Genomic DNA, 22840 nt, shown 5'->3' with positions numbered 1-22840 from the left:
CATAAACCACGACGCATAACTGAGGGTGGGTCAAATCTCGGTGAAAATACCGGGTCAGTTCTCAGTGACAATCAACAGCTATTTGGCTTGGGCACCGTTCTTGTCGCATATGGTGTCACGAATGACCGCCCCTTTACTCGGCTTTGGATTCCCAAAGAAACCGAGCAGGACCGCCTATGCGATCGGGGGGCTGGCGTGCTGCTGCCAACACAATAATCGGTTGGGCTGAAGCAAAGGAGACGTTCGCGATTGGCGCGGGAAGCCATTGCACCTCCCAATCCAACAACACCTACAAAAAGCCCACGCGTACATTTGAGGGAGAGCCAGGGGCCCAGTTGCCGGCTCGCCCCTCAGACAGGGCGGCCATCACTACGCTCGTTGCTGGACAGCTGAATGCCGGCCTGACGTTTTGAATGCCCACTTCGAAAACGCCTCGTCTGAGATGACACGAAGGAGCACGGCAATTGCAGCTGTCGCCACAACCGCAAAAATGACCCGCCCCCCGAGTACGGCACTAAGGTCCGCACCAATGGCAACCATAATCAGGGTATCCTCGATGACACTATGTGCAAACCCCATGAACACACATGAGATGAAAATCTGGCGGGGCGAGACCGAGCCCGACCGTGCTTCCCGAATGAGGAGGCCTCCGCCATAAGAAATTCCCAAGAAGAGGCCGACCGCCGTCAAATGCCCTGCCTCACCGCGTATTCCGGCCAACTGCATCAAAGGCGCGAGTCCTTTCATAACGAGCTCAAGGATGCCTGTGACCTTCAGTATCTCAAGACCCCAAGTTAACGCGAGGAGGATGAAGAGCATGGTAACCATCGCCTCAAGAAGACCTATGAAAAAACCGACCCAATCCGGAGCCACGTTCATCGGAATCCAGGCAGGGTTCACCGGCTCAGAAAGCCAGCCGGTGGCAACCAGAAAATTGTGCAACAAGAAGGCATAAAGCAGCCCGCCGAAGATGCGCAGAGCCGTGGTTGTTAGCATTCGAGGCCCGGCCTGCTGAATGATCTTCTGCTCAATCGGCAGAGCGTGCGCAAAAAGAAGCAAAGCCGAGAATACTGTCACATCCGCCACACTCAAGCTGTCCATCGGGACAAGAACAAAGAGCAGAGGGACCGCCCCCCAGATGCCGACCAGCATCCCGCTCAGCCATGCCAAACCAAGCTCGGGGGGCAGCCCGACAAGGCTCATCAAAGGCGCGAATGTAGGGGCGATCGCCTCAATCACCCCCATGCGTGACAGCAGTTCCGTGATGATTGTGATCGGAACCATAACTCTGAGGAGCACCCAGTATATTTCCAGTGCTTCTAAAGTCTTAAGGTAAGCGGCGCGGAAGATCGGCATCAAAAAAATTCCTATAACATGATCCTGGCCCTTCTACTGCATCCCATATCGCATGTGTGGTCAAATATTGCATTCTTGTGCAATATTATTGCAAAATGAACCGACGAAAAGCTGACACATGGATCAACTCGACAGAAAGATTTTGAACCTTTTGCAGCGTGATGCGTCACGGTCAAACGTCAGCGTGGCAGAAGAGGTCGGATTGTCTCCCTCTAGCTGCCTTCGACGGGTTCGACGGCAGCACAAGACCGGAATCATCGACCGCATTGTCGCGATCCTGAACCCTGCGAAAACGGGACGACCACTAAAGGCGCTGGTCACTGTCGAACTCAAACTTCATGGCGAACAGCACATGCGCCGCTTTCTAGACCTCGCGGTGGCAGAGGACGCCGTATCCCAAGCTTATGCCGTTACGGGCGAGACCGACGTCGTTCTGATACTAAACCTGCGCGACATGGAAGAATTCGACGCGCTTTGCGATAGGTTGTTCCGGGATCAGAGCAATGTTGCTAGGTTTTTCAGGATGATGGTGATCCGCACTGCGAAAGAAGAAACCGCTGTTCGGATTTGACTGCGCCCACCTATTGTTGTCACCGCGGCCTGACCATTCGACAAAATCGATTGTTTCTACTCAGACAAACAATTTTTATTATATTTGCGGCCCACCTAACGATACCCCTGCAACGATCACGAGGGGACTTTACATGGCATATTTCAGCATCCACGAAGGTGGCGTTGGGCTGAGGCGGCAACAAACGACGAAAGCGCACAGTGTGTTCCCTGGCCTTTTCCTTGCCGGGTTGATTGCGGCGCTTGCATTCGGCCTGCGCCACTTACCCGGGGTCCATCAGATTAGCCCACTCATCTTGGCCATTCTAATCGGCATGGCGTTTCACAACCTGTTCGGGACGCCCGCGATTGCGAAGGCTGGTGTCGCCTTCAGTCTCAAACGTATCTTACGCACCGGTATCGTATTGCTTGGGCTACAACTGACGGTTCAACAGGTCATCGCCGTGGGCGGCCTCGGCATGGCGGTTATCGTTGCCACGCTGTTGGCCACATTCGCCTTTACTACTTGGTTAGGACGGGTGTTGAAGGTGGATGCAAGGCTAACGCAGTTGATCGCTTATGGCAGCTCAATCTGCGGTGCTTCTGCCGTGATTGCAACAAATACCGTGACCCGTGCCCGTGATGAGGATGTGGCCTATGCCGTAGCCTGTGTGACGATCTTCGGCTCGCTCTCCATGATACTGATGCCTGTGATTGCCGGCCTGTTTAACATGGGGCCGCAGCCCTACGGCTTGTGGACCGGCGCGTCGATTCATGAAGTGGCGCAGGTCGTCGCCGCCGCCTATGCGCGCGGACAGGAAGCTGGCGAATTCGGCACCATTGCTAAGCTAACACGTGTCATGATGCTGGCGCCCGTTGTGCTGGGCCTTGGTTTTCTTGCTGCCCGCAAACGGCTCAGCGCTGGTGGCGCGGCGAACCGCGTAGCGACACCGCTGCCATGGTTCGTATTCGGTTTCGTTGCCATGGTCGGGCTGGCCAGCACCGGCTGGGTGCCCGAGGCCACAGCGCCCTACACAACTGGAATCACGCAATTTCTGCTCGCCATGGCTCTCGCGGCAATGGGGCTAGAGACGGACATGCGCAAACTGGCAGCCGCAGGTATCAGGCCCGCGCTACTAGGGGCTGGCGCTTGGGTTTTCATTTCCGTTTTCAGCCTCGGTCTGGTTCTTCTCTTGGCATGACGCTTGAACAACTTCGAATCTTTATCGCTGTCGCTGAACGTGAGCATGTCACCCAGGCGGCGGCCTATCTTAACCTGACCCAAAGCGCGACCAGTGCTGCAGTGGCAGCGCTGGAGGAGCGCCACGCTGTTCGTCTGTTTGACCGGGTTGGGAGGCGAGTTATTCTGACGGACGCAGGCAAGCTGTTTCTGAGCGAAGCCCGCGCCGTTGTGGCGCGCGCTGAACAGGCAAACCGTTTGCTGGATGATCTCGCCGGAATGAAGCGTGGCACGCTGCGCTTGGGCGCCAGCCAGACAATCGCAAACTACTGGTTGCCACCTTTGATGCAGCGCTTTCGAGAGCAACACCCGGGCATTGCACTTGAGCTCGCCGTTGGTAACTCCACACTTGTGGCCCAGATGGTCCATGACGCCACCATTGACCTCGGCTTCGTCGAGGGTGAGATCACAGATGCGGCACTTATCAGCCAAATTTTGCAGGGGGATCAACTGGCGCTCGTCGTGGCCCCGGGGCATGCTTGGCAGCATTGCCCGCCTTCTGATGCCGAAGACCTGAAGACAAGTCCGTGGGTGATGCGAGAGGTAGGCTCCGGTACCCGCTCGGCTTGCGAGAAGGTCCTCATGGATCAAGGCCTAAGCACTGACGATTTAGAAGTCGCGTTTGAGCTGCCATCGAACGAAGCGCTTTGCGTGGCAGCAGAAGTTGGAGCTGGAGCTGCGATCTTGTCGACCCTCGTGGTCGCCCCGGCGGTCAAGGCAAACCGGCTGGTTTCGGTGAATTTCAAGTTACCGCAGCGCCCGTTCTATGTCTTGCGCCATAAGGAACGACATCTTTCCCTGGCCGAGCAGAGATTTCTTGACCTTCTCTGAAATCGCACCGTTCCAGAAGTGGTCTCGCGCTTTTAGTTACCCACGACGCTGCACGCTCGAAATACTCTCGGAGAATCAGATAGAAGGATTTTTTACGGCATTCAGAAAAAGAAAACCTGATTTCTTGGAACCCTGCACCTTTGCGAACGGTTGGCTCTGTAGAATTACTTAATTCGTGAACTAGCGCGCTTGTGTCGCGGTGATCGGAGGTGCGCTTATCGTTTTTACGACGAGGGGGGCTCCATGAGTTAGATCACACGCCGCAATCTTCTAACGATGATCTGAACTGCCGCAGGCAGTGCGGCTATGTAACATGCTATGACTTCGATGGGTTTTTGCAGCACCCTCTGATTGTAGCGGACCAATCCAATTAGACGGAGATCCCCAAGGAGCGAAGGTGCTGATTCTCGGCGCCGGCCTGGCCGGGCTCACCGCCGCCTATGAAATGCGGGCAGCCGGCTATGAGGTCGAAGTGCTAGAGTTCCGTGAGAAGGCGGGCGGGCGGTGTTGGACCCTGCGCTCGGGTGACAGCTATACGGAACTTGGCGGCGCAACCCAGAACGTCGACTTCGCTGAAGGCAATTACATCAACCCTGACCCATGGCGCCTACCGCATAACCACCATGCCGTTTTAGACTACTGTAAGCGGCTCAAAGTCCCTCTCGAGCCATTTATCCAACTAAACTATAGTTCTTATCTTCATCGTTCGGATGCCTATGGCGGCAAGCCGCAGCGTCTGAAAGACATCAATACCGACTATCGTAGCCATATCTCGGAGTTGTTGGCCAAGGCCGTCGATCAGGGAAGACTTGATGAACTGGTCACCGCACAAGACCGAGAAGTCCTTCTGGAAAGCCTGCGAGCTTTCGGCGTGTTGAACGAAAAGAACGAATACGTGAGGAGCTTGGACACCAGCCATTATCGCGGCTTCGCAAAGCAGTCGGGCGGCGGTGTCGGGGCAGCGCCTGAAGCTTCGGACCTGCTTAACCCGCTGGAGGTGCTGCAGTCGCGGCTTTGGGAGCATCTCCCCACGCATGAGACAGTGGATCACCAAGCACCCATGTTTCAGCCGGTCGGCGGGATGGATGGTATCGCCAGAGGGTTCGAGCGCGAGGTTGAAGATCTTATTACCTATAGCGCCAAAGTCGTCTCGCTACAGCAGGACGAGAACGGGGTAACGGTGACATGGGAAGGCACGGCCGGTGGAGGCCAGCAGACCAGCAAAGCGGACTATTGTGTCTGTGCCATTCCTTTCTCCATCCTTGGGCAGATCGACCATAATCTCTCTGGTGATTTATCCAATGCGATCAGTTCGATGTACTACAATGGATCGACGAAGTGGGGCCTTGAGTTCAAACGCCGCTTCTGGGAAGAGGATGAAGATATCTACGGGGGTATCAGCTATACCGATCTCGCCATTGGTCAGATCAGTTACCCTTCGACTGGCTATTTCTCCGATGGACCGGCCGTGTTGCTGGGCGGTTATACATGGCGCGGAGAGAATTCCTACAAGTTCAATGCAATGCAGCCGGGTCAGTTCTCAGTGACAATCAACATTCAGGGCTTCGGCACAAGCGGCATCTATGGCATCCAGCCCGTCAATTGGGATCATGCTCAGGATCTGAACCATCTGGCGGTCGCCGTTCGGCACCTTGCCAAGCTTGCGCTGCTCGCTTGAACACCAAGTTGTCCGATCCCGGAGCTCCGGATGCGGGTTGGACTTAGCCCTGGCAACGCACCGGTCTTCAAGCCAGGCGTTGAGTTCGGCATAGCTCTTGAACTTCGGTCGCGGCACGAAGAACCGCCGCCGGACAACGCCGACCTGGTTTTCGACCTGCCCCTTCTCCCAGCCCGAGGCGGGGGTGCAAGCGACGGGATCGACCAAGTAATGCCCGCACATCTGCTGGAACCGGCGATTGTAGGCGCGGTCGCGACCGACAAAGATCGTATCTACCGCCGTCTTCGCGTCCATTGTCCTCGGACCAATGGCGTTCCAACGGCTCACCTCGCACGGGTAGGCTCGCACGAACAGCATTCGGCTATGGCAAAGGCGGACGTGCGCCACCTTCACTGTTGTCGTCGCGCCATCAATCACGACGACCTCATGGCTCCAGTCAAACTGATAGGCCTCACCAGGATCGAAAGTCAGCGGCACATAGGCAGCGGCCGATGCCTCCTGTTCCTCTTTGGACCATGAGGCAGCGTAGCGCCGGACAGCATCGTAGCCGCCGTCATATCTGAGGGCTCTGAGTTCTTCGAAGATCCTGATCCGGGTCAGCCTCTCACGTTTGGGCTTGCGCACGTTCACAGCCAGCATCTCGTCGAGCTTGTCTTTCCAAGGGCCGATCTTCGGCTGCGGCTGCACCCTCCGCTCATAGGTGAGTTCCGTCACGCCAGATCGGATCACCTTACGCACCGTGTTCCGCGATACCCGCAACTCCCGGCAAATCTGTTTAATCGGCTTCTTGTCCTGAAAATACGCCCGCCGGATCTTCGCAATCGTTTCCACAACCAACATCCAACACTCTGCTCCCCGATAACCACGGGAGCATTATCCACATCAGTGTAAGGGGGTCATTTTTGGACGCCGATCACCCCTCTACGGGGTCAAAATTGCATGCTTGTTCACAGCTACACAGTACTGGATCGGAAAAGTCTAGTCCTCTTCGAACGGAAAGTGGTTTTAACGACCACTTGGGGGCGGCACTAACGCGTGGCAGGTCCAGTGTAATCTATATGACGCTTCTGCGCCGCCCAAGGCATCGCGAGGCCGATAGTATCCGGGCCATCAATGCCAAATCTACAGCGTTTCGCTTACCACCCCGGACCGTTTCAGGCTCTCGATCTCATCCGCGACCACCGCCGCAAAGGCCTGCCCCACCGTACTTAGGGGCCGCCCGTGGGGCACGAATTGGGCGATGTCCCATGTGATCGAAGGGATTAGCCGGTGGACCGAGACCCGTTCCAAATCAAGCAGTTGATGCGCTACAGGGTCGATGATCGCGATCCCTTCCCCGCGCTCTACAAGGCGGACAATGCCGTGGATGGTCCGAAGCTCGGCGGCGATTGTGCGGTTGACCTGAATGGACTCCATCAGCAGATCGATCCGCCGCCGCAGCGGGCTGCCTTGGGACAGGTCAATGAACATCTCCTTGCGTAACCTCGGCAGGGGGATTTCCTCAATCTCCTCAAGCGGATGCCCTTTCGGCAGGATGCATGTCGCCTCGCAATGGGCCAAGGACAGGGCTTCCCCGCCGAAAGCCTCGGCATTGAGCGTGATGCCGAAGGCCAAATCGCAGCGGTTCTCGCTGATCATTTGAAGCATTTCGGCCATGCCGACATCGGCGATTTGCACCGTCGCTTGGGGATGCTCTTTGCGAAACTGGGCAAGCGCGTCCAACAGGAAGGTGTCGCAAAAGACGGGCTGCGCTGCGATGACAAGATGCCCGACCTGACCGCTGGCAATCGCCTTGGCTTCCTGCTCAAGATTTCGCAGCCCCGAGAGATAGTGCACCACGTTCTGGTGAAAGCTGAATGCTTCGGCTGTCGGCGCAAGGCGATTTCGCTTGCGTTGGAAGAGTTCAAAACCGGCTTTCTCTTCGAGAGACGACAGCAATCGGCTCACCATCGGCTGGCTCAATTCCAAATGTTCCGCCGCAAGCTTCATGCCGCCCAACCGCATATAGGCGTCAAAGGCCTGTAGTTCTCGTGTCTTGAACATGCTGCCTCCCCTCAGTATGCAATTTATGCAACTATGGCGCGTCTCTTGTCAAATTCAGCATACTGTGGATGGTGGCCGCCATCCAACAGCTCCGGCTTGCCGGACAACATCTGAGGTACTCATGAAAAACATAATCGGAACGATTGCACTTTCGCTCATGGCAGTCGGTGGACCGGCGCTTGCCCAATCTTATCCAGAAAAATCTGTCACGCTGGTGGTGCCCTATGGCCCGGGCGGCGCTTCGGATCTGGCGGGCCGGGCCCTGGCGGAAACGGCACAGCCCTTTCTGGAACAGCCGGTCACGGTTATGAACAAACCCGGCGCAGGCGGCATGAACGGCGCGCGTTTCGTATCCGAAGCCGATGCGGACGGCTATACGCTGCTGCTCGCGCGGGTCGGCATGGCCCTGTCGCCCGCCGTGACACCGGGCGCCGCGGTGCCGTGGGATGCCTATACATTCGTCAGCGCGCTCGAAGCGACCCCGATGATCTTGGCCGTGCGCGGCGACGCGCCCTATGACAACGTCGACGAGTTGATCGCAGCGGTCAAAGACAGCAATGGCGCGATGACCTATGCGGCCTCGGGCGCGACGGCGATCGATGGCTTCACCACCCAAGCCCTGCTGGCCGACAATGACCTCGACCCGCTGACCGCAGCGACCCTCGTGCCTTACAAAGGCGGCGGTGCGCTTGCGACAGCCCTGCTGGGCGGCCATGTCGATTTCGTCGCGATGGCGGCGGCATCCCTGATGCCCCATATTGAAAGCGGCGACATGAAGGCCCTGATGGTCTTTGCACCCAAGCGGATGGACAGCCTGCCCGAGGTCGCGACAGCGAGCGAATTGGGCTATGAAAAGGCGGGCCAGATCACCGGTTGGAGCGCGCTTTACGCTCCCAAAGACCTGCCTGAAGACGTGATCGCCAAATGGCAGGACGTGCTGGGCCAAGTCGCCACGGACGAGAAATGGCTCGAACTGGCCGACCGTCGCGGCTCGATCTCCACCATCGGCACGGTGGAGATGCCCGACTACGCGAAAAGCCAGTACGAGCTGTTCAACGGTCTTGCCAAAGACTTCGGCTATCTGCCCCAGTAAGCTATAGCAAGCGGGCGCAGCCGCGCCCGCCTGCCCCTCCCCCAGCCGGCCCCTGCGGCCTGCCCGATCTCACTAGAGGTCCCTGTTTTCATGAGGATTGCCATGACGAAGCCCGTTTTGCGGGGGGTGCTGGTCGTCGCGTTTTTCGCACTCTGCGCCTTCTATCTTATCCCTGTCTATGTGCCTCGCCCGGCCTTCATCCCCGGTTTCGCCCCGCCGCCTGACATGTGGCCGCGCACTGTGTCGCTGATCGGCATCCTGCTCGGCCTCCTTGTGCTGGCCCTTGCGTTCCGCGGCGGTGCACCGGCTGAGGAAACTGTCCAGACCGATGGAAGCTCTCCCAAGCGGATGGCGCTGCGTTTCGCGGGTGTGGTGATCGCGTTCGGCCTGTTTCTGCTGGCACTTCCTTACGTCGGCTTCCTGATCGCGATCATCCTGCTGACCTTCACCATGGTCCTGATGACCGGCGAACGGAGCTACCGGGTCTGGATCGCGCTGATCTCGGTCGGCGCGCCGGTGCTGCTTCTTTTGTTCTTCAATTCCGCCTTGGGCACGCAATTCCCTAAAGGCGCATTGCTCAAGACACTCGGCTTCTGATCGGAGATACTGATGCTAAACGACGTTCTCTCTGCACTCTCGGCAGTTGCCACCTTGCAGAACTTTCTGATCATGACCGCCGGTATCTGGGGCGGCGTGATCGTCGGGGCCATTCCCGGCATGACGGGCACCATGGCGGTGACTTTGGCCCTGCCTTTTACGTTTTACATGGCCCCGGTGCCGTCGATCCTGCTCCTCGTCGCGCTCTACAAAGGCTCGACCTACGGCGGCTCGGTTTCCGCGATCCTGATCAAGACCCCCGGCACCGCTTCGGCGGCCTGCACGGCGCTGGATGGCTACCCCCTGGCCCAACAAGGCAAAGGCGGCAAAGCGCTGAACATGGCGCTCTATTCTTCGGTGATCGGCGACTTTTTGTCGAATATCTCTCTGATCTTCTTTGCCGCCCCCCTCGCCCTGCTGGCACTTCACATCGGCCCGCCTGAATTCTTCATGCTGATGGTCTTTGCGCTGACCACCGTCGCGGGAGTCTCCGGCAACTCCCTCCTGCTGGGTATGGTTTCAGCCGCGCTTGGCTTGCTGCTGGCGACCGTGGGCGAAGACCTCTATGGCTCCTTCCGCTTTGCCTTCGTGCCGGATATGCAGGCTGGCCTTTCGATTGCGCCGGTCCTGATCGGCCTCTTTGCACTGCCCGAACTGATCAAGCTGGTGGTCCTCCGCGCCGCGAACAAAGATGAGGCCGCCCCCTTGGGTGCCCAGCATGTGACCCGCGATGAGTTCATGGGATCGCTGCGCAGCATTTTCAAAGGCTCCGTCATCGGATCCATCCTCGGCGCGATCCCCGGCATCGGCCCCTCCTCCGCAGCCTTCTTCTCTTATGGCGAAGCGCAGCGCAGTTCCAAAAACGGCGCGAACTTCGGCAAGGGCGAGCTCGAGGGCATCGCTGCCTCGGAATCCGCCAATAACGGGGCCTGCGGTGCCACCATGATCCCGCTGCTTGCCTTGGGCGTGCCCGGCGATGTGATCACGGGCGTCATGCTGGGGGCCTTCATGATCCAAGGTCTGACCCCCGGCCCGCTGCTGTTCCAGACGAACATGCATGAGATCTACATGCTCTTCATCGGTATGCTGGTCTCTTCGGTGCTGTTGTTCTTTGCGGGTAAGGTAACCATGCGGATGTTCACCAAAGTGGCGCTGATCCCGCAGACCCTGCTGACCCCCTTGGTGCTGCTGCTCTGCATCTTCGGGATCTACTCCATCGCCTCCAGCACCTTTGACGTGGCCGTGTTGCTTGTGATGGGGCTGGTGGGCTTTGGGATGTTCTTGCTGAACATCCCCGCGGCCCCCTTCCTGATCGCCTTCATCCTCGGCCCGATGATCGAAGAAAACCTGCGCCGCGCACTGGCAATCTCGCGGGGCGATCCTGCGGTGCTGCTGTCCTCGCCCATCACATGGGCCTTCGCGGTGCTGATCATTCTCGTGCTTGGCCTGACGGTCCGCCGCGAGTTCCTAAAATCCAAAGAAAGACGCGTTCAGCAATGATTGACCTCAGCGAAACACCATTTTCGTTTGACGACCTGACCGGTGACGCCGCCAAACATCTGGCGCGGCTGATCTCCTTCGATACGGTCTCCTGCAACTCCAACCGCGCGCTTATCGACCATATGGCCGCGTACTTCGGCGATCTGGGCGCGCGGATCATCATCCTACCGGACGAGACCGGCGCCAAGGCCAATCTGATCGCGGCCTTCGGCCCCGAGGATAAGGCGGGCATCGTCTGGTCCGGGCATACGGATGTCGTCCCCGCGGATGAGCCGGAATGGGAAACCGACCCGTTTCAGGCCGAGATCAAGGGCGGCAAACTCTTCGGGCGCGGCGCTTGCGACATGAAGGGTTTCGCGGCCTGCGTCATGGCCGTCACCCCGAAATTGGCGCAGGCGGCACTGACGCGCCCGGTCTACCTGTGCTTTTCCTATGACGAGGAGGTCGGCTGTCTGGGCGCCCCCTCGATCGCGGAGCATCTCGCGCAGCTACCCGTGCCGCCTGAGTTTGCGATCATCGGCGAGCCGTCGATGATGAAGCTGATCACCGGGCAAAAAGGCAAGATCGCCATGCGCGCCCATGCCACGGGCACCGCGGGCCATTCGTCTTTCGCGCCCGAGCATGTCAATGCGATCGAGTTTGCCTCTAAAGCCGTGGCGCGGATCTCCGAACGCGGCAAACGCTATGAGCAAGACGGCCCCTTTGATCACGACTTCACCGTGCCACATGCCACGATGTTGGTGACAATGATGCAGGGCGGTGTCGCAACGAATGTCACCCCGGACAATTGCACACTGACTTTCGAGCTCCGCTCGATCAGCGGCATGGAGCCTGAGCGGGATATGCAGCTGCTCTTGGATGAGATCTCGCGTGAGGTCACCTCACCCATGGAAGAGAAGATCCCCGGCACCGGTATCCGTTTTGAGACGATCTTTTCCTATCCCGCCATGGGTGACGCGCGCGAAACAGAAGGGTTTCAACGCTATGCCGACCTTCTTCCCGCATGGGGCGGCAAGGTGTCTTATGGTTCCGAAGGCGGTGTCTTCGAGCAGATCGGCGGGATCCCATCGGTGATCGTCGGGCCGGGATCGATCGAACAGGCGCATAAGCCCAATGAGTTCGTCGATCTCGACCAGCTTGAGAAATGCGTTCAGTTCCTCGGCAGCATCATCGATTTCCTCGCGCCGGAATGACCGCTTCGCGCGATTAAGTTTCCCCTGCATGCCGCGACAACCACGCGGCATGCATTTTAGTTTCGGCGAAAGTGTTCATTCCCCCTGCGAAAGCAAAAGCACCTCGAATGTCACACAGACATGGTTGGCCCGCGCCGCCAGTTCTCCCCTCACCGGCGGCCCCTCAAGGCCCACGGAAATTGCGCTGCGTCCATCTCCTCCTATCAAAAGCACTTCGGTCGCAATATCCGTAAGCGCCGGCTGCCCCCGCAATTGCGTGCCGACGAAACTCCCTAGACCTTTCACCGCGCTCACTGACAAGCCGGAAACCGCCGCGCATTTCTCGATGCCGTCTTCGATCACCTCGTTGGGCCGGATCGTGGCAAGCACGGCGTTCGGGCTGTCCACCGGCCCCGTAGCGACGGGCCGGAACAGGGTGAACTCTGTCTCAGCATCCGGCGCGGTTTCGAGGATGGCCCCTTCGAGCAGCCAAACATCAACGGTATGATCTGCCGACAGAACCGTTTTCTCCGCCAAAAGATGCCCCGCGTGACAGGCCCCGTCCTCCGCGCGCCACATCCCGTGAATATGCGCGAATGCCGCGCCATCCCGCCGCCCCAGATGCGCACCGGCCCGTTCGATCACAGCATCACGTAACTCCGTCTCCGCGCTGTACCACGCCACATGCCGATCATCCGGCGAGGGCGCAGGGCGCACGAAGGTGAGCTTTTCGACAGGCAGATCACTCAGGTCGAACCACGCGCCCGCGCCCTCAGCCGCCTCCGCCATCGCCTGCAAAAGCGTCGCCCCTGCAGCCAAGGTCACCCGGCGATGCGTCGCCCGACAGGGCACCGCATTCACACGCGCCGCCGCTGCCGTTCCGGGATGTTGCGCCAATGGCGCCTTAGACATCCGCAAGCTCCCCCCGTTCGGCCAGCTCGGCCCGGATCAACTTCTTGGTGATCTTGCCGTAGCCCGACTTTGGCATCTCATCCCAAAAGACGACGGTCTTCGGCATTTTGTAGCGCGGCACCTTGTCTCCCAGCCAACTGAGCAACGCATCGGCCTCAGGCGCGGCCCCTTGGGCGACGCAGACGGCGATCCCGACCTCGCCCCATGTCGGATCCGGCATTCCCAACACGGCGCATTCGCTGATGGCCGGGTGTTGCAGGATCTTTTCCTCGATCTCGCGCGGGTAGATGTTCGACCCGCCTGAGATATACATATCCGACGCCCGGTCGGTGAGATAAAGAAACCCTTCGGCATCCATATGCCCAAGGTCGCCGGTCAGGAACCAGCCGTCGCGGAAGGCTTTGGCATTGGCCACGGGGTTGTTGTGGTAACCCGCAAATACCGCCGGGCCGATCACAGCAACCTCACCAGTCTCGCCCGGTGCGACCTCTTTCCCCTCGGCATCCTGCACCTGAACCTGCATCCCCGTCCGCGCAAAACCGCAGGTGCCGATCCGCATCACGGCATCATCGGCAGAGTGCTGCGCGGGCGGCAACACGGTGATATTGCCCGTCACCTCGCCCAAGCCGAAATACTGGACCAGAACAGGGCCCAGAACCTCGATCGCGCGGATTTGGTCGGCGCGGTACATCGGTGCCCCGGCATAGATCATGTAGCGCAGACTGGAGTGGTCGTGCTCATGGACCGAAGGATGTTCAACGAGCATTTTCACGATCGTCGGCACGGTAAAGGCATTCGTCACGCGCCATTTGGCGACCAAACGCCAAACCTCGGCGGGGTCGAACTTTGCGCCACCGGGCAGGATGGTTTTCACCCCATGGGCCACCTGCGTTAACTGATGGATGCCCGCCCCGTGCGACAGCGGGGCGACGACGATGGAGGCATCATCCGGCCCCGTCCCCGGCATCAGGTCGCACAGATGGTTGGTGATGACAAAGGCCAATTGGCCATGGGTCAACACCGCCGCCTTCGGCTTGCCGGTCGTGCCGGAGGTAAAGAATAACCACGCGGGATCGTCGCGGTCCACCTCGGCCACGGTGACCGGCACCTCCGCGAACGCGGCCACAAGCGCGTCGTAACCGCCCTCCCCCTCACCGCCAATCATGACGGTGAAATCGACATCTTTGCAGGCCGCGATATGCCCGGCGAATTCGGCCCCGGCCAAGAGCCCCTTGGCGCCCGAAGACATGGCGAGCCATGCGACCTCCTCCGGCGTTTGGCGGAAATTGGCAGGCACCCAAACGCAGCCGAGTTTCCAGCAGGCAAAGGCCGCTTCGAACATCTGGTTGCAGTTCGCGGATTGTACCAGCAACCGGTCGCCCTTGCGCATGCCATAACGGTCGCGCAGAGCGGCGGCAAAGGCGGTGGCGCGCGCTTCCAACTCGGACCAAGCCCAAGTATCTTCGCCCCAGATCAGCCCGATCTCCTCAGGGTGACGTCGCGCAGAGTCGGCCAGAAACTGCGAGAGGTTCATAACGCGGGTAGAGACGGGCTGCATCACGCCACCCGCTCAAGGATCGAGGCATAGGAGGCCACCGCCGCCCCGCCCATGTTAAACACCCCCGCAAGCTCGGCATCGGGGATCTGCATGCCGCCCGCCTCCCCCATCAACTGCATCGCTGCCATGACATGCATCGACACGCCAGTGGCCCCGATCGGATGGCCCTTCGACTTCAACCCGCCCGAGGGGTTCACCGGCAGCCGCCCGTCCTTGGCGGTCCACCCCTCGCGAATGGCGCGGCTGCCTTGGCCCGGCTCGGTCAAACCCATCGCCTCGTATTCAAGCAGCTCCGCCACGGTGAAACAATCGTGGGTTTCCACGAGGCTCAGATCGTCCAGCGTCAGGCCACTTGCCGCGAAGGCCTGTTCCCACGCCCGGCGCGCGCCGTCAAAACGGGTGATGTCCCGCCGCGACAGCGCCAGCGGTTCGTTGGTATGGCTGCGGGCGCGGAAACGGATGGCGCGCTGCAACTGGGCCGCCACCTCGGGTGCTGCCACGACCATCGCCGCCGCCCCGTCAGAGACCAACGAGCAATCCGTGCGCCGCAGGGGGCCAGCCACGAGGGGGTTCTTCTCGGACACCGTATTGCAAAAGGCCACGTCGAAATCCCGCTGCATATGGGCAAGCGGGTTTTGCATTCCGTTGTGGTGGTTCTTCGCGGCGATCATCGCCAGCGCTTCGGATTGATCGCCATAGCGCTGGAAATAGCTGCCCGCGATCTGCCCAAAAAGCCCGGCAAAGCCGCCGCCGACGCCCGCTTCCTCCGCCCGGTATGAGGCGCCGAGCAGGATGTCCCCCACCTCCGCGCCCGGGGTGGCGGTCATCTTCTCGGCCCCGACCACCAAGGCGATCTTGCCCCGCCCACTGGCGATGAAATCCATCGCCCCGTGCAAGGCGGCGGAGCCGGTCGCGCAGGCATTCTCGTAGCGCGTTGCGGGGACGCGGGCCAAAGCCTCATTCCCCATGCCGACGAGCGCGCCCTGAAAATCCTGATCCGAGAAACCGTTATTGAAGACACCAACAAAGATGCCATCCACGTCTTCGGCATCGACGCCCGCATGGGTCAAGGCCGGGCCGGTGACCTCGGCCATCAGTGCTTCGGTATCGGGCGCTTCGCTTTTGCCAAAGGCGCTATGGGTCCAGCCCACGATATAGGGGTCCGTCATCATTCATCCTCCTCCAGTACCGGCTGCGGCATCCTGCGCGCCAACCGGATTTCAATTTCCCGCGCCTCGCGCTTCAACAATTCCGCCAGTTCGCCATCGCGCGGCGGCAGCATTCGGCTTTCAATCGCGGCGATCGACATGGCGCCCGCCACGGATCCGTCGGGGCGGCAAAGGGCCACGCCGATGCCCCAACTGCCCGGCACGATCCGCCCGGGGTTCAGGGCAAAACCCCGCTCCCGTGTTCGCGCCACATCACTGCGCAGAAGGTCGGCGTCATAATCCGGGTAGTCGCTGGCCATCCGTTCGGCATTGTCTTTGAGCACCATCTCCACTTCCGCATCCGGCAGCGCGCTCAGCATCGCGAGGGAGCCCGCGCCGATGCCCAATGGGTGCTGCGCGCCGGTCTCAAGCGCATGGGTTCGGATCGGAAAAGCCCCGTCTTCGCGGTGCAGGCAAACCGCGGCCGAGCCGCGCCGCATGTTGACGAAGGCCGTGTCCCCGCTCACCTGCGCAAGCCGCACAGCCGCATCCGCCGCAATCTCCAACAGCCCATGGCGCGGGGTCGCGAGCGTGCCGAGGACATAGCTTTCCTCCCCCAGAAAATAGAGCCGCGAGGCGCTGTCCTGCTCCACCAGACCGCGCCTTATCAGCGCAAGCATCAGTCGCCGCACCGTGGGCTTGCCCAGACCTGAGGCCTCGATCAACTCCGACAAAGACGCGCCCCGCCCGGCTGCCCGCCCGGTGATCTGCAAAAGCGCTAGGGCACGGTCCACCGCTTGACTGCCGCTGGCGGGGGTCGCCTGATCTCCGCCGTTCATAATATGGACCTCTTACATCGGAATTCCGGGGTTTCGCCACAAAGAACTGCGCATTCTTCCATCGATTGCAAGAAATATCTTGCCCGATCCGACGAACTCTGTTCCACATTATGGCTCAATGAGGGAGGAACTATTATGAAAATGATTTCAAAGGCGGGTTTGGCCGCAATTTTCGCAACCGCCGTCTTTTCCGGCACGGTCAGCGCCGACACCCTGCGCCTGTCGCATAACACCGGCGACACCACGACTTGGCACAAGGGAGCCGAAAAATTCGGTGAGCTTCTGTCCGAAAAAACCGACGGCGCCTATGACGTGCGCGTCTTTCCCAATGCGCAGCTTTCCGGCGGCGACCAGATGAAACAGGCCGAGATGGTGGGCCGCGGGGCGCTGGATCTCGTCGTCACCTCAGCGATCAACGTGACCCCCTTGGTGCCCGAGATGGCCGTCTTCTCGTTGCCCTATCTCTATGCCAACTACGATCAGGTAGACGCGACCACCCAAGGGGAACCGGCGAAACTGCTCGAAGACATTCTGCGCGAGAAGGGCATCGAAGTACTGGCCTGGGGCGAAAACGGCTTTCGCGAGGTCACCAACAATGTCCGCCCGATCAAGACCCCCGAAGATATGAAGGGGCTGAACATGCGCGTCGCCGGGCCGATGTATATCGACGTGATGAACGCGCTCGGCGCCAACCCGCAACAGATGCAATGGGGTGAGACGATGACCGCGCTTCAGCAGGGTGTGGTCGATGGTCAGGAAAACCCCATTGGGGCCGTGATCATTCCACAGCAGGTCTTTGAGGTGCAAAAACACCTGACCGCTTGGCACTACTCCTATGACCCGATCTTCCTTGGCGTCTCGACCGAAGTCTGGGGCGATCTGGACGAGGCGACCCAAGAGCAGATGCGCGCAGCGGCGACCGAAGCCATGGAATACCAGCGCGAGATCACCCGCCAAGGCACCGCCGAGGGCGTCGCATTCCTGCGTGACAAGGGGATGGAGGTGTACGAGCCCTCCGAAGAGGAACTGGCCGCTTTCCGCGAAGCGACCAAACCCGCCTTCGACACTTGGGCCGCCAAAGTGGGCACCGACATCGTCGGTAGCTTCCAAGACGCCATCGCGGCGACACCCGCGAACTAAAGCCCCGGCGCGGCCCTGCACCGGGGCCGCGCCGATCCGGGAGGGTCAGAGCCATGCGATTTCTGCTGAACGAGTTTGAGAAGATTGTCTGCGCCGTGCTGTTTCTTGGCATGACGTTGATCGGTTTCATCAATGTGGTGGTCCGCTATGCCACGCATTATTCCTTCGCCGCTTCGGAAGAGCTGCTGACCAACGGCTTTCTGCTGCTGACCGTCTTTGGCGCTGCGATTGCCGCGCGGCGGGGGCAGCATTTGGCGGTCACGATCGTTCAAGATTTCCTGCCCCGCCCTGCAGCCCGGGCCGTGTTCCTGCTGTCGGTGATCCTCTCGGTCCTGCTTTTGGCGGCTTCGGCTTGGTTCTCTTGGGCCACCCTAATGAACCAGATCGGCAGCGGCATCCGCAGCTATGCGCTCGGCGTGCCTGCGTGGTGGTATCAAATCGGCCTGCCCTTCGGCTTTGCCCTGATCATCATCCGTTACCTGCAACATGCCGCAGAAATGTGGCGCGCGACGCGCCAAGAACCGCGAGCATAATCCAGTGTTTGATATCTTTAGCATGGGTGCCGGCACCCAGATGATCGTCGCTTTCTTCCTGCTGATGGCCCTGCGCGTGCCCGTGGCCTTCGCGCTCGGCCTCTCGGCCATGTATGCCATGTGGCAAATCGGCTTTGGCTTTGACCTTGCGGGCGATTTGATCGCCACCGGCATCGCGAAATACGCCCTGCTCGCCATCCCCTTCTTCATTCTTGCGGGGACATTAATGGGCACCCTCGGCATCGCCGAGCGGATGATCCGCTTCTTCCGCATCCTGATCGGCAACCTGCCCGGCGGCATGGGTGTCGTCGGCACCGTGGTCTGCCTCTTCTGGGGCGCGGTGTCGGGCTCGGGCCCCGCTTCCGTCGCGGCCATCGGCCCGATGATCATCAAAGGCATGCAAGAAGACGGCTACCCTCGTGCTGCCGCCGCCGCTTTGGTCTGCACGGGCGCGGCCTTCTCCATCGTCATCCCGCCCTCCATCGGCCTCGTGATCTATGGCGTCATTGCCGAGACATCGATCTCCGCACTGTTCATCGCGGCGATCATCCCCGGTCTCTTCATGGGTGTGCTGATGCTGATCATCCTGCCCTTCATTAAATCAGCTAACCGGGCGGAGTTGGACAAGCTCTCCCCTGCGCCGCCAAGGAAAGGCTATTGGCGCGATCTTGGGCAGAGCTTCCGCGAGTCCTTTTGGGGCCTGATGACCCCGGTCGTCATCCTCGGCGGCATCTACTCCGGCATCTTCACCCCGACCGAAGCCGCCCTCGTGGCCACCGTCTATGCCATCGCTGTGGGCGCCTTTGCCTATCGCACCCTCTCCATCCGCGCCCTTTACGACGCCTTGACCGAGGCTGCTTCCTCTTCCGCCGTCGTCATGTTGGTTGTCGCCTATGCCAGCCTGTTCGGGTGGGTCGTGACGGTCGAAGACCTCGTTGGCCAATACTCTAACCAATTGCTCGGCCTGTCGGACAATGGCGGGGTGATCTTGATGGTGATCATGCTGATCCTCCTAATCGCGGGCATGTTCATGGACCCGGTCACCGTGATGTTCATCTCCCTGCCGATCTTCCTGCCCGTAGTGCGCGAGCTTGGCTGGGATCCGGTCTGGTTTGGCGTGCTGGTGATGGTGAACCTAGCCATCGGCCTCATCACGCCGCCCGTCGGGATTAACCTCTACGTCGCCGCGAACATCACCCGCCAACCTTTGGAGCATATCGCCCGCGCCGCCCTACCGTTCCTCGCGATCAGCGTCATCGGCCTTGCCATCGTGGCGGCGGTCCCTGCCCTCTCCCTCTTCCTCCCCGAGGTGCTGAAATGAACGATACCGTCGCCCTGATCACCGGTGCCGCCCGCGGCATCGGCCTTGCCACAGCCGCGCTTTTCCACGCCGAAGGCCGCCGCGTCGTCATGCTCGACCGCGATGCGGAAGAACTGGCGGAAGCCGCGGCCACACTCCCCGGCGCACTTGCCATCACTTGCGACGTTTCGATGCCGCAGCAAGTCGCGCAGGCTGTCGCGGAGGTAGAGCAAACCTTCGGGCGCCTCGACATTCTGGTCAACAACGCGGGCGTCGCCGATTTCGGCCCCTTGGCCGAGACTGATTTTGCCCGCTGGCGCCGCGTGATGGAAACCAACCTCGACGGCGTGTTTCTGATGTCCCAAGCCTGCCTTCCGCTCCTCTCCGCCCGGGGTGGGGCCATCGTGAACATCGCCTCGATCTCCGGCCTGCGGGCCTCGACGCTGCGGATCGCCTATGGCACCTCTAAAGCAGCAGTGATCCATCTGACCAAACAGCAAGCGGCGGAGCTTGGCGAAGTCGGGATCCGTGCGAACTGTGTCTGCCCCGGACCGGTGGACACGAAACTGGCGCTGGCCGTCCACTCGCCGGAGATTCGCGCGGCCTATCACGATGCGATCCCCCTCAACCGCTACGGCTCCGAACGCGAAATCGCGGACGTCATTTGTTTTCTCGCAAGCGACCGCGCGAGCTATGTGACCGGGCAGGTCGTTGCATCCGACGGCGGGTTCGACGCTACGGGCGTCGGCCTGCCTGCGTTGAGAAGTTAACAGGCGCCACATTGGCGCTCTATAGAAAGACGGTTTTCTCATGTCCCCTCGGCGGCGGTATTAAAGTTAACAGTTTGTAGATCGCGCGCGGCAAAGCCGTTCACAGCGTCTCTCCTAGGTCTGCAATGCGCCTCCCGTACATCCACCACCACCTGCGCCAGCGCCATGGCACTTCTATGCCAATCATACAGGTCCGCCCGGCGCCGCCCCCGCCGAGCCATTTCATGGCGGCGCAGCGCGCCAGTCTGCGAAAACGCCCTAAGCGCTCGCGCGATATCCCCTTCATCACAGGGGTCGAACCATAGCGGCGCATCGCCGAGGATCTCCGGCATCGCCCCGCGTCGCGCGCAGATCACCGGCACGCCCAACCGCATCGCCTCAAGCGGTGGAATGCCGAAGCCCTCGTGCAAAGCCGCAAAGACAAATGCCGAGGCTCCCTCATAGAGCCCGCGCAGATCGCAGTCCGGCACCCGGCCGAGGGCGATGACCCGGTCTCCCGCTGCTTCCTGCGACGCGATTCCGGGTACAGCACCACCGACGAGGACTAATGGCGGGACCTCATCACCGCATTCCGCATGCGCGTTGATCAACGCGCGTAGGTTCTTGTTGGGACTACGATTGCCAACGCATAACAAATAGTTCCCCGTGGTCAGCCCATAGCGTGCAGCGGCGTCAGGCGCAGAGGGCAGCCGCAACATATGATCCGCACTGTTATGCAAGATACGAAAGCGAGCTTCGGAAACACTCAAGCGTTCTGCCAGCGCTTTAGCTGAATAACGGCTTACGGTCAACAAAGCCGCGGCGCGGCGGGCAAGACGGGGGCGCAGCGCGCGATGCCAAAGCCGGTAGCGCGCGCTATAGGCTTCGGGAATATCCCATAGGTTGGCATCATGCAGACACATGACTTGCGCACGGTGCCCGAGCGGCCCGCTGTTGCCCAGACTGATCAGCACGCCATCACGACTTGCCCGCCACAGTGGTCCCTGCTCCCAAAGATGGCCGTATCCACCCGGCAGATAGCGCGGCCTGAGCCTTTGCCAGCCCGGTGCTTCGACCCGGTGTGGCGCTAGCACTTCTATGGGGCCGAGCAGGTCCCTCAAGGCAGCGGATCGGCAAAGCTCTCTATCGAGCGCTCCCAGCACCTCACGCGCGAAACGTTGAACGCCCGATATGGGCTGCGCTAAAAAGCGGCCATTGACGTAAACCGTCACGCCAAACCCATTTCGTGATCCGCCGCCATGGCACCGCGGCGACGCGCGGGAAGACCATAGAGGGCAGTCGTCCGCCGCCCGAGAGCGTCAAGTGCCCAAGCGCTGACATCCGTGGCGATCGCCTCCTTCCGCATTCGATTGAGACGCCGCTCGTCGCCCAGCAGAACCTTCATCAACCGCACCACTTCGTCCAAATCGTTGCCTTCGGCGACCATTCCATTGCGCCCATGATCGATAATCTCCTCAATGCCCGGCAGGTCCTGCACAACCATCGGGCAGCCCGCCGCCATAGACTGGACGGCCACCCGCGGTAGACCCTCCCGGGCCGAGGTCAGCACCGACAGATCGGCAAGGGCGAGCAAGGCTTCCGGATCCCGGCGATGGCCACAAAAGACGACCTTGTTCTGCAGGCCCAGCCCCTCTACCGCCGCGCGGATGGATGCTTCCTCCGGCCCTGCACCGGCCAGTAGCAGTTTCAGGTTCGGCAACGTATCAGCCACACGCGCGAGAGCGCGCAGAAAAGGAAGGTGCCGTTTGCGCGGCTCGAAAGCGGCCATCATCAGCACCACGCGGGGCCGTGCCTTGCCATGTGTAACCCCCAGAAGCTCGCGCCAATCGGCAGGCAGCGCCGGGTTGCGGAAGCGTTCGATGTCCATCCCTGAACGCACACAATGCACCCGCCCACGCCGCGCGATCCCCGCCGCCACATAGGCTCGGCCAACCGCTTCGGATACGCCGATGAACACATCTGTCTGCCGCGCAGCCAAGCGCTCCGCGGCAAGGTAAAGCGCGCGTTTCACTGGGGGCACACCATCGAAAGGTACGATGTGAACCCCATGTGCCACCACCGCATCCGGCACCGCCCGCGCAGCGAGGCGACCGAGAATACCGGCCTTGCTTTGATGGGTATGGATTACATCAGGCGCCAGCCGGCGGTAAATTTGGCGCAATCGGATCAGCGCGCGCATATCCTGCGCCGGATGGACTGGATGCACCATTTCGGGCAAGGGGATACGGGTAAGGCCATCCGGCAAGTGATCCTCCCAATAGGGATCGGGCGCGGCGCCGTGGATCAGTGACACCCGGTATCCCTGCGCGATCTGCCAGCGACAGGTTTCAAGCGTATTCTCCTCGGAACCGGCCCTGAGAAGACGGGTAAGCAGGTGAACAATATGCATCAGCGTCCCTCGAAAGTCGGGCTCCCACCCTTTTCGAACACGGCCATTTTCAAGCGACAGATCTTACCAAATGCTTAACCAGAGCGATTTTTTCCAAGAACCGCCTACAAGCGGTCAGATATATCCTCCGTCACTTTCGAATTGCCGTAGCGCGCGGCGACGCAAGCTTTAGTTAAGCGCTCATTAACCAAA

Annotated in this window: 20 protein-coding genes and 2 pseudogenes; 13 read left to right on the top strand and 9 right to left on the bottom strand. The window is 60.4% G+C overall.

Annotated features, from left to right (window positions below; translation table 11 throughout):
• Positions 1–216, top strand: a 216-nt coding sequence (locus ACGYK2_RS16695; RefSeq protein ID WP_394374380.1) for a hypothetical protein, incomplete at its 5' end; no start/stop codon positions are given.
• A gap of 153 nt (positions 217–369) precedes the next feature.
• Here ACGYK2_RS16695 and ACGYK2_RS16690 read toward each other — a convergent pair.
• A complete protein-coding gene (locus tag ACGYK2_RS16690) occupies positions 370–1356 on the bottom strand; it encodes a nucleoside recognition domain-containing protein (protein ID WP_394374379.1) in 987 nt (328 codons plus the stop codon).
• Between the two features lie 118 nt (positions 1357–1474).
• On the opposite strand from ACGYK2_RS16690, the gene ACGYK2_RS16685 reads away from it, so the two are divergent.
• The 4 genes and pseudogenes from ACGYK2_RS16685 to ACGYK2_RS16670 form a co-directional block, all read left to right on the top strand.
• A complete protein-coding gene (locus ACGYK2_RS16685; RefSeq protein WP_394374378.1) occupies positions 1475–1927 on the top strand; it encodes an Lrp/AsnC family transcriptional regulator in 453 nt (150 codons plus the stop codon).
• A 133-nt stretch (positions 1928–2060) separates the two neighbouring features.
• Positions 2061–3107, top strand: a complete 1047-nt coding sequence (locus tag ACGYK2_RS16680; protein WP_394374377.1) for a YeiH family protein — start codon at positions 2061–2063, stop codon at positions 3105–3107.
• Entirely contained in the window at positions 3104–3976 is an 873-nt protein-coding gene (locus ACGYK2_RS16675) for a LysR substrate-binding domain-containing protein (protein ID WP_394374376.1), read from the top strand. The genes ACGYK2_RS16680 and ACGYK2_RS16675 overlap by 4 nt, the downstream gene beginning before the upstream one ends.
• 445 nt (positions 3977–4421) lie before the next feature.
• A pseudogene (locus ACGYK2_RS16670) lies at positions 4422–5447 on the top strand (flavin monoamine oxidase family protein); the annotation flags it as partial.
• An 84-nt stretch (positions 5448–5531) separates the two neighbouring features.
• Here the strand turns inward: ACGYK2_RS16670 and ACGYK2_RS16665 are convergent.
• Positions 5532–6494 (bottom strand): annotated as a pseudogene (locus ACGYK2_RS16665) (IS21 family transposase); the annotation flags it as partial.
• Positions 6495–6776: 282 nt separating this feature from the next.
• Positions 6777–7697 carry a LysR family transcriptional regulator gene (locus ACGYK2_RS16660; RefSeq protein WP_394374375.1) on the bottom strand — a complete coding sequence of 307 codons (921 nt, stop codon included), beginning with the start codon at positions 7695–7697 and terminating at the stop codon, positions 6777–6779.
• Between the two features lie 121 nt (positions 7698–7818).
• Between ACGYK2_RS16660 and ACGYK2_RS16655 the strand changes: the two genes are divergently transcribed.
• The 4 genes from ACGYK2_RS16655 to argE all read left to right on the top strand — a co-directional run bounded on the left by ACGYK2_RS16655 (position 7819) and on the right by argE (position 12080).
• A complete protein-coding gene (locus tag ACGYK2_RS16655; protein WP_394374374.1) occupies positions 7819–8790 on the top strand; it encodes a Bug family tripartite tricarboxylate transporter substrate binding protein in 972 nt (323 codons plus the stop codon).
• A 102-nt stretch (positions 8791–8892) separates the two neighbouring features.
• Positions 8893–9387 carry a tripartite tricarboxylate transporter TctB family protein gene (locus ACGYK2_RS16650; protein ID WP_394374373.1) on the top strand — a complete coding sequence of 165 codons (495 nt, stop codon included), beginning with the start codon at positions 8893–8895 and terminating at the stop codon, positions 9385–9387.
• A gap of 12 nt (positions 9388–9399) precedes the next feature.
• On the top strand, positions 9400–10887 hold the full coding sequence (locus tag ACGYK2_RS16645; protein ID WP_394374372.1) for a tripartite tricarboxylate transporter permease: 1488 nt from the start codon (positions 9400–9402) through the stop codon (positions 10885–10887).
• A complete protein-coding gene (gene argE / locus ACGYK2_RS16640) occupies positions 10884–12080 on the top strand; it encodes an acetylornithine deacetylase (protein ID WP_394374371.1) in 1197 nt (398 codons plus the stop codon). The genes ACGYK2_RS16645 and argE overlap by 4 nt, the downstream gene beginning before the upstream one ends.
• Positions 12081–12155: 75 nt before the next feature.
• On the opposite strand, the gene ACGYK2_RS16635 is transcribed toward argE, so the two are convergent.
• Genes ACGYK2_RS16635 through ACGYK2_RS16620 form a run of 4 tightly spaced genes read right to left on the bottom strand, consistent with a single transcriptional unit; the run spans position 12156 to position 16516 of the window.
• A complete protein-coding gene (locus tag ACGYK2_RS16635) occupies positions 12156–12971 on the bottom strand; it encodes a hypothetical protein (RefSeq protein WP_394374370.1) in 816 nt (271 codons plus the stop codon).
• Positions 12964–14529, bottom strand: a complete 1566-nt coding sequence (locus ACGYK2_RS16630; RefSeq protein ID WP_394374369.1) for an acyl-CoA synthetase — start codon at positions 14527–14529, stop codon at positions 12964–12966. The genes ACGYK2_RS16635 and ACGYK2_RS16630 overlap by 8 nt, the downstream gene beginning before the upstream one ends.
• Positions 14529–15698 (bottom strand): acetyl-CoA acetyltransferase, encoded by a 1170-nt coding sequence (locus ACGYK2_RS16625; RefSeq protein WP_394374381.1) that lies wholly within the window; start codon positions 15696–15698, stop codon positions 14529–14531. Before ACGYK2_RS16625 ends, ACGYK2_RS16630 begins: the two co-directional genes overlap by 1 nt.
• Entirely contained in the window at positions 15698–16516 is an 819-nt protein-coding gene (locus ACGYK2_RS16620; RefSeq protein WP_271694067.1) for an IclR family transcriptional regulator, read from the bottom strand. The genes ACGYK2_RS16625 and ACGYK2_RS16620 overlap by 1 nt, the downstream gene beginning before the upstream one ends.
• 135 nt (positions 16517–16651) lie before the next feature.
• On the opposite strand from ACGYK2_RS16620, the gene ACGYK2_RS16615 reads away from it, so the two are divergent.
• From ACGYK2_RS16615 to ACGYK2_RS16600, 4 genes are read left to right on the top strand one after another with little or no spacing between them, the layout of a single operon-like run.
• A complete protein-coding gene (locus ACGYK2_RS16615) occupies positions 16652–17656 on the top strand; it encodes a DctP family TRAP transporter solute-binding subunit (protein WP_394374368.1) in 1005 nt (334 codons plus the stop codon).
• A 53-nt stretch (positions 17657–17709) separates the two neighbouring features.
• Positions 17710–18189: a TRAP transporter small permease gene (locus ACGYK2_RS16610; protein ID WP_394374367.1), complete on the top strand. Its 480-nt coding sequence runs from the start codon at positions 17710–17712 to the stop codon at positions 18187–18189.
• Positions 18190–18193: 4 nt separating this feature from the next.
• A complete protein-coding gene (locus ACGYK2_RS16605) occupies positions 18194–19510 on the top strand; it encodes a TRAP transporter large permease (protein ID WP_394374366.1) in 1317 nt (438 codons plus the stop codon).
• Positions 19507–20259, top strand: coding sequence for an SDR family NAD(P)-dependent oxidoreductase (locus tag ACGYK2_RS16600; protein WP_394374365.1), 753 nt, complete (start codon positions 19507–19509; stop codon positions 20257–20259). The genes ACGYK2_RS16605 and ACGYK2_RS16600 overlap by 4 nt, the downstream gene beginning before the upstream one ends.
• 38 nt (positions 20260–20297) lie before the next feature.
• On the opposite strand, the gene ACGYK2_RS16595 is transcribed toward ACGYK2_RS16600, so the two are convergent.
• Both ACGYK2_RS16595 and ACGYK2_RS16590 read right to left on the bottom strand, forming a co-directional pair.
• The gene (locus ACGYK2_RS16595) at positions 20298–21470 is read right to left on the bottom strand and encodes a glycosyltransferase family 4 protein (RefSeq protein WP_394374364.1); all 1173 of its coding nucleotides are present in this window, start codon (positions 21468–21470) and stop codon (positions 20298–20300) included.
• The gene (locus ACGYK2_RS16590; protein ID WP_394374363.1) at positions 21467–22648 is read right to left on the bottom strand and encodes a glycosyltransferase; all 1182 of its coding nucleotides are present in this window, start codon (positions 22646–22648) and stop codon (positions 21467–21469) included. The genes ACGYK2_RS16595 and ACGYK2_RS16590 overlap by 4 nt, the downstream gene beginning before the upstream one ends.
• Positions 22649–22840 lie beyond the last annotated feature (192 nt).

Origin of the sequence: Sulfitobacter sp. 1A10359, assembly GCF_043558145.1 — a bacterium.
GTDB lineage: Bacteria > Pseudomonadota > Alphaproteobacteria > Rhodobacterales > Rhodobacteraceae > Sulfitobacter > Sulfitobacter faviae.
This window is presented reverse-complemented; position numbering and strand designations above follow the sequence as displayed.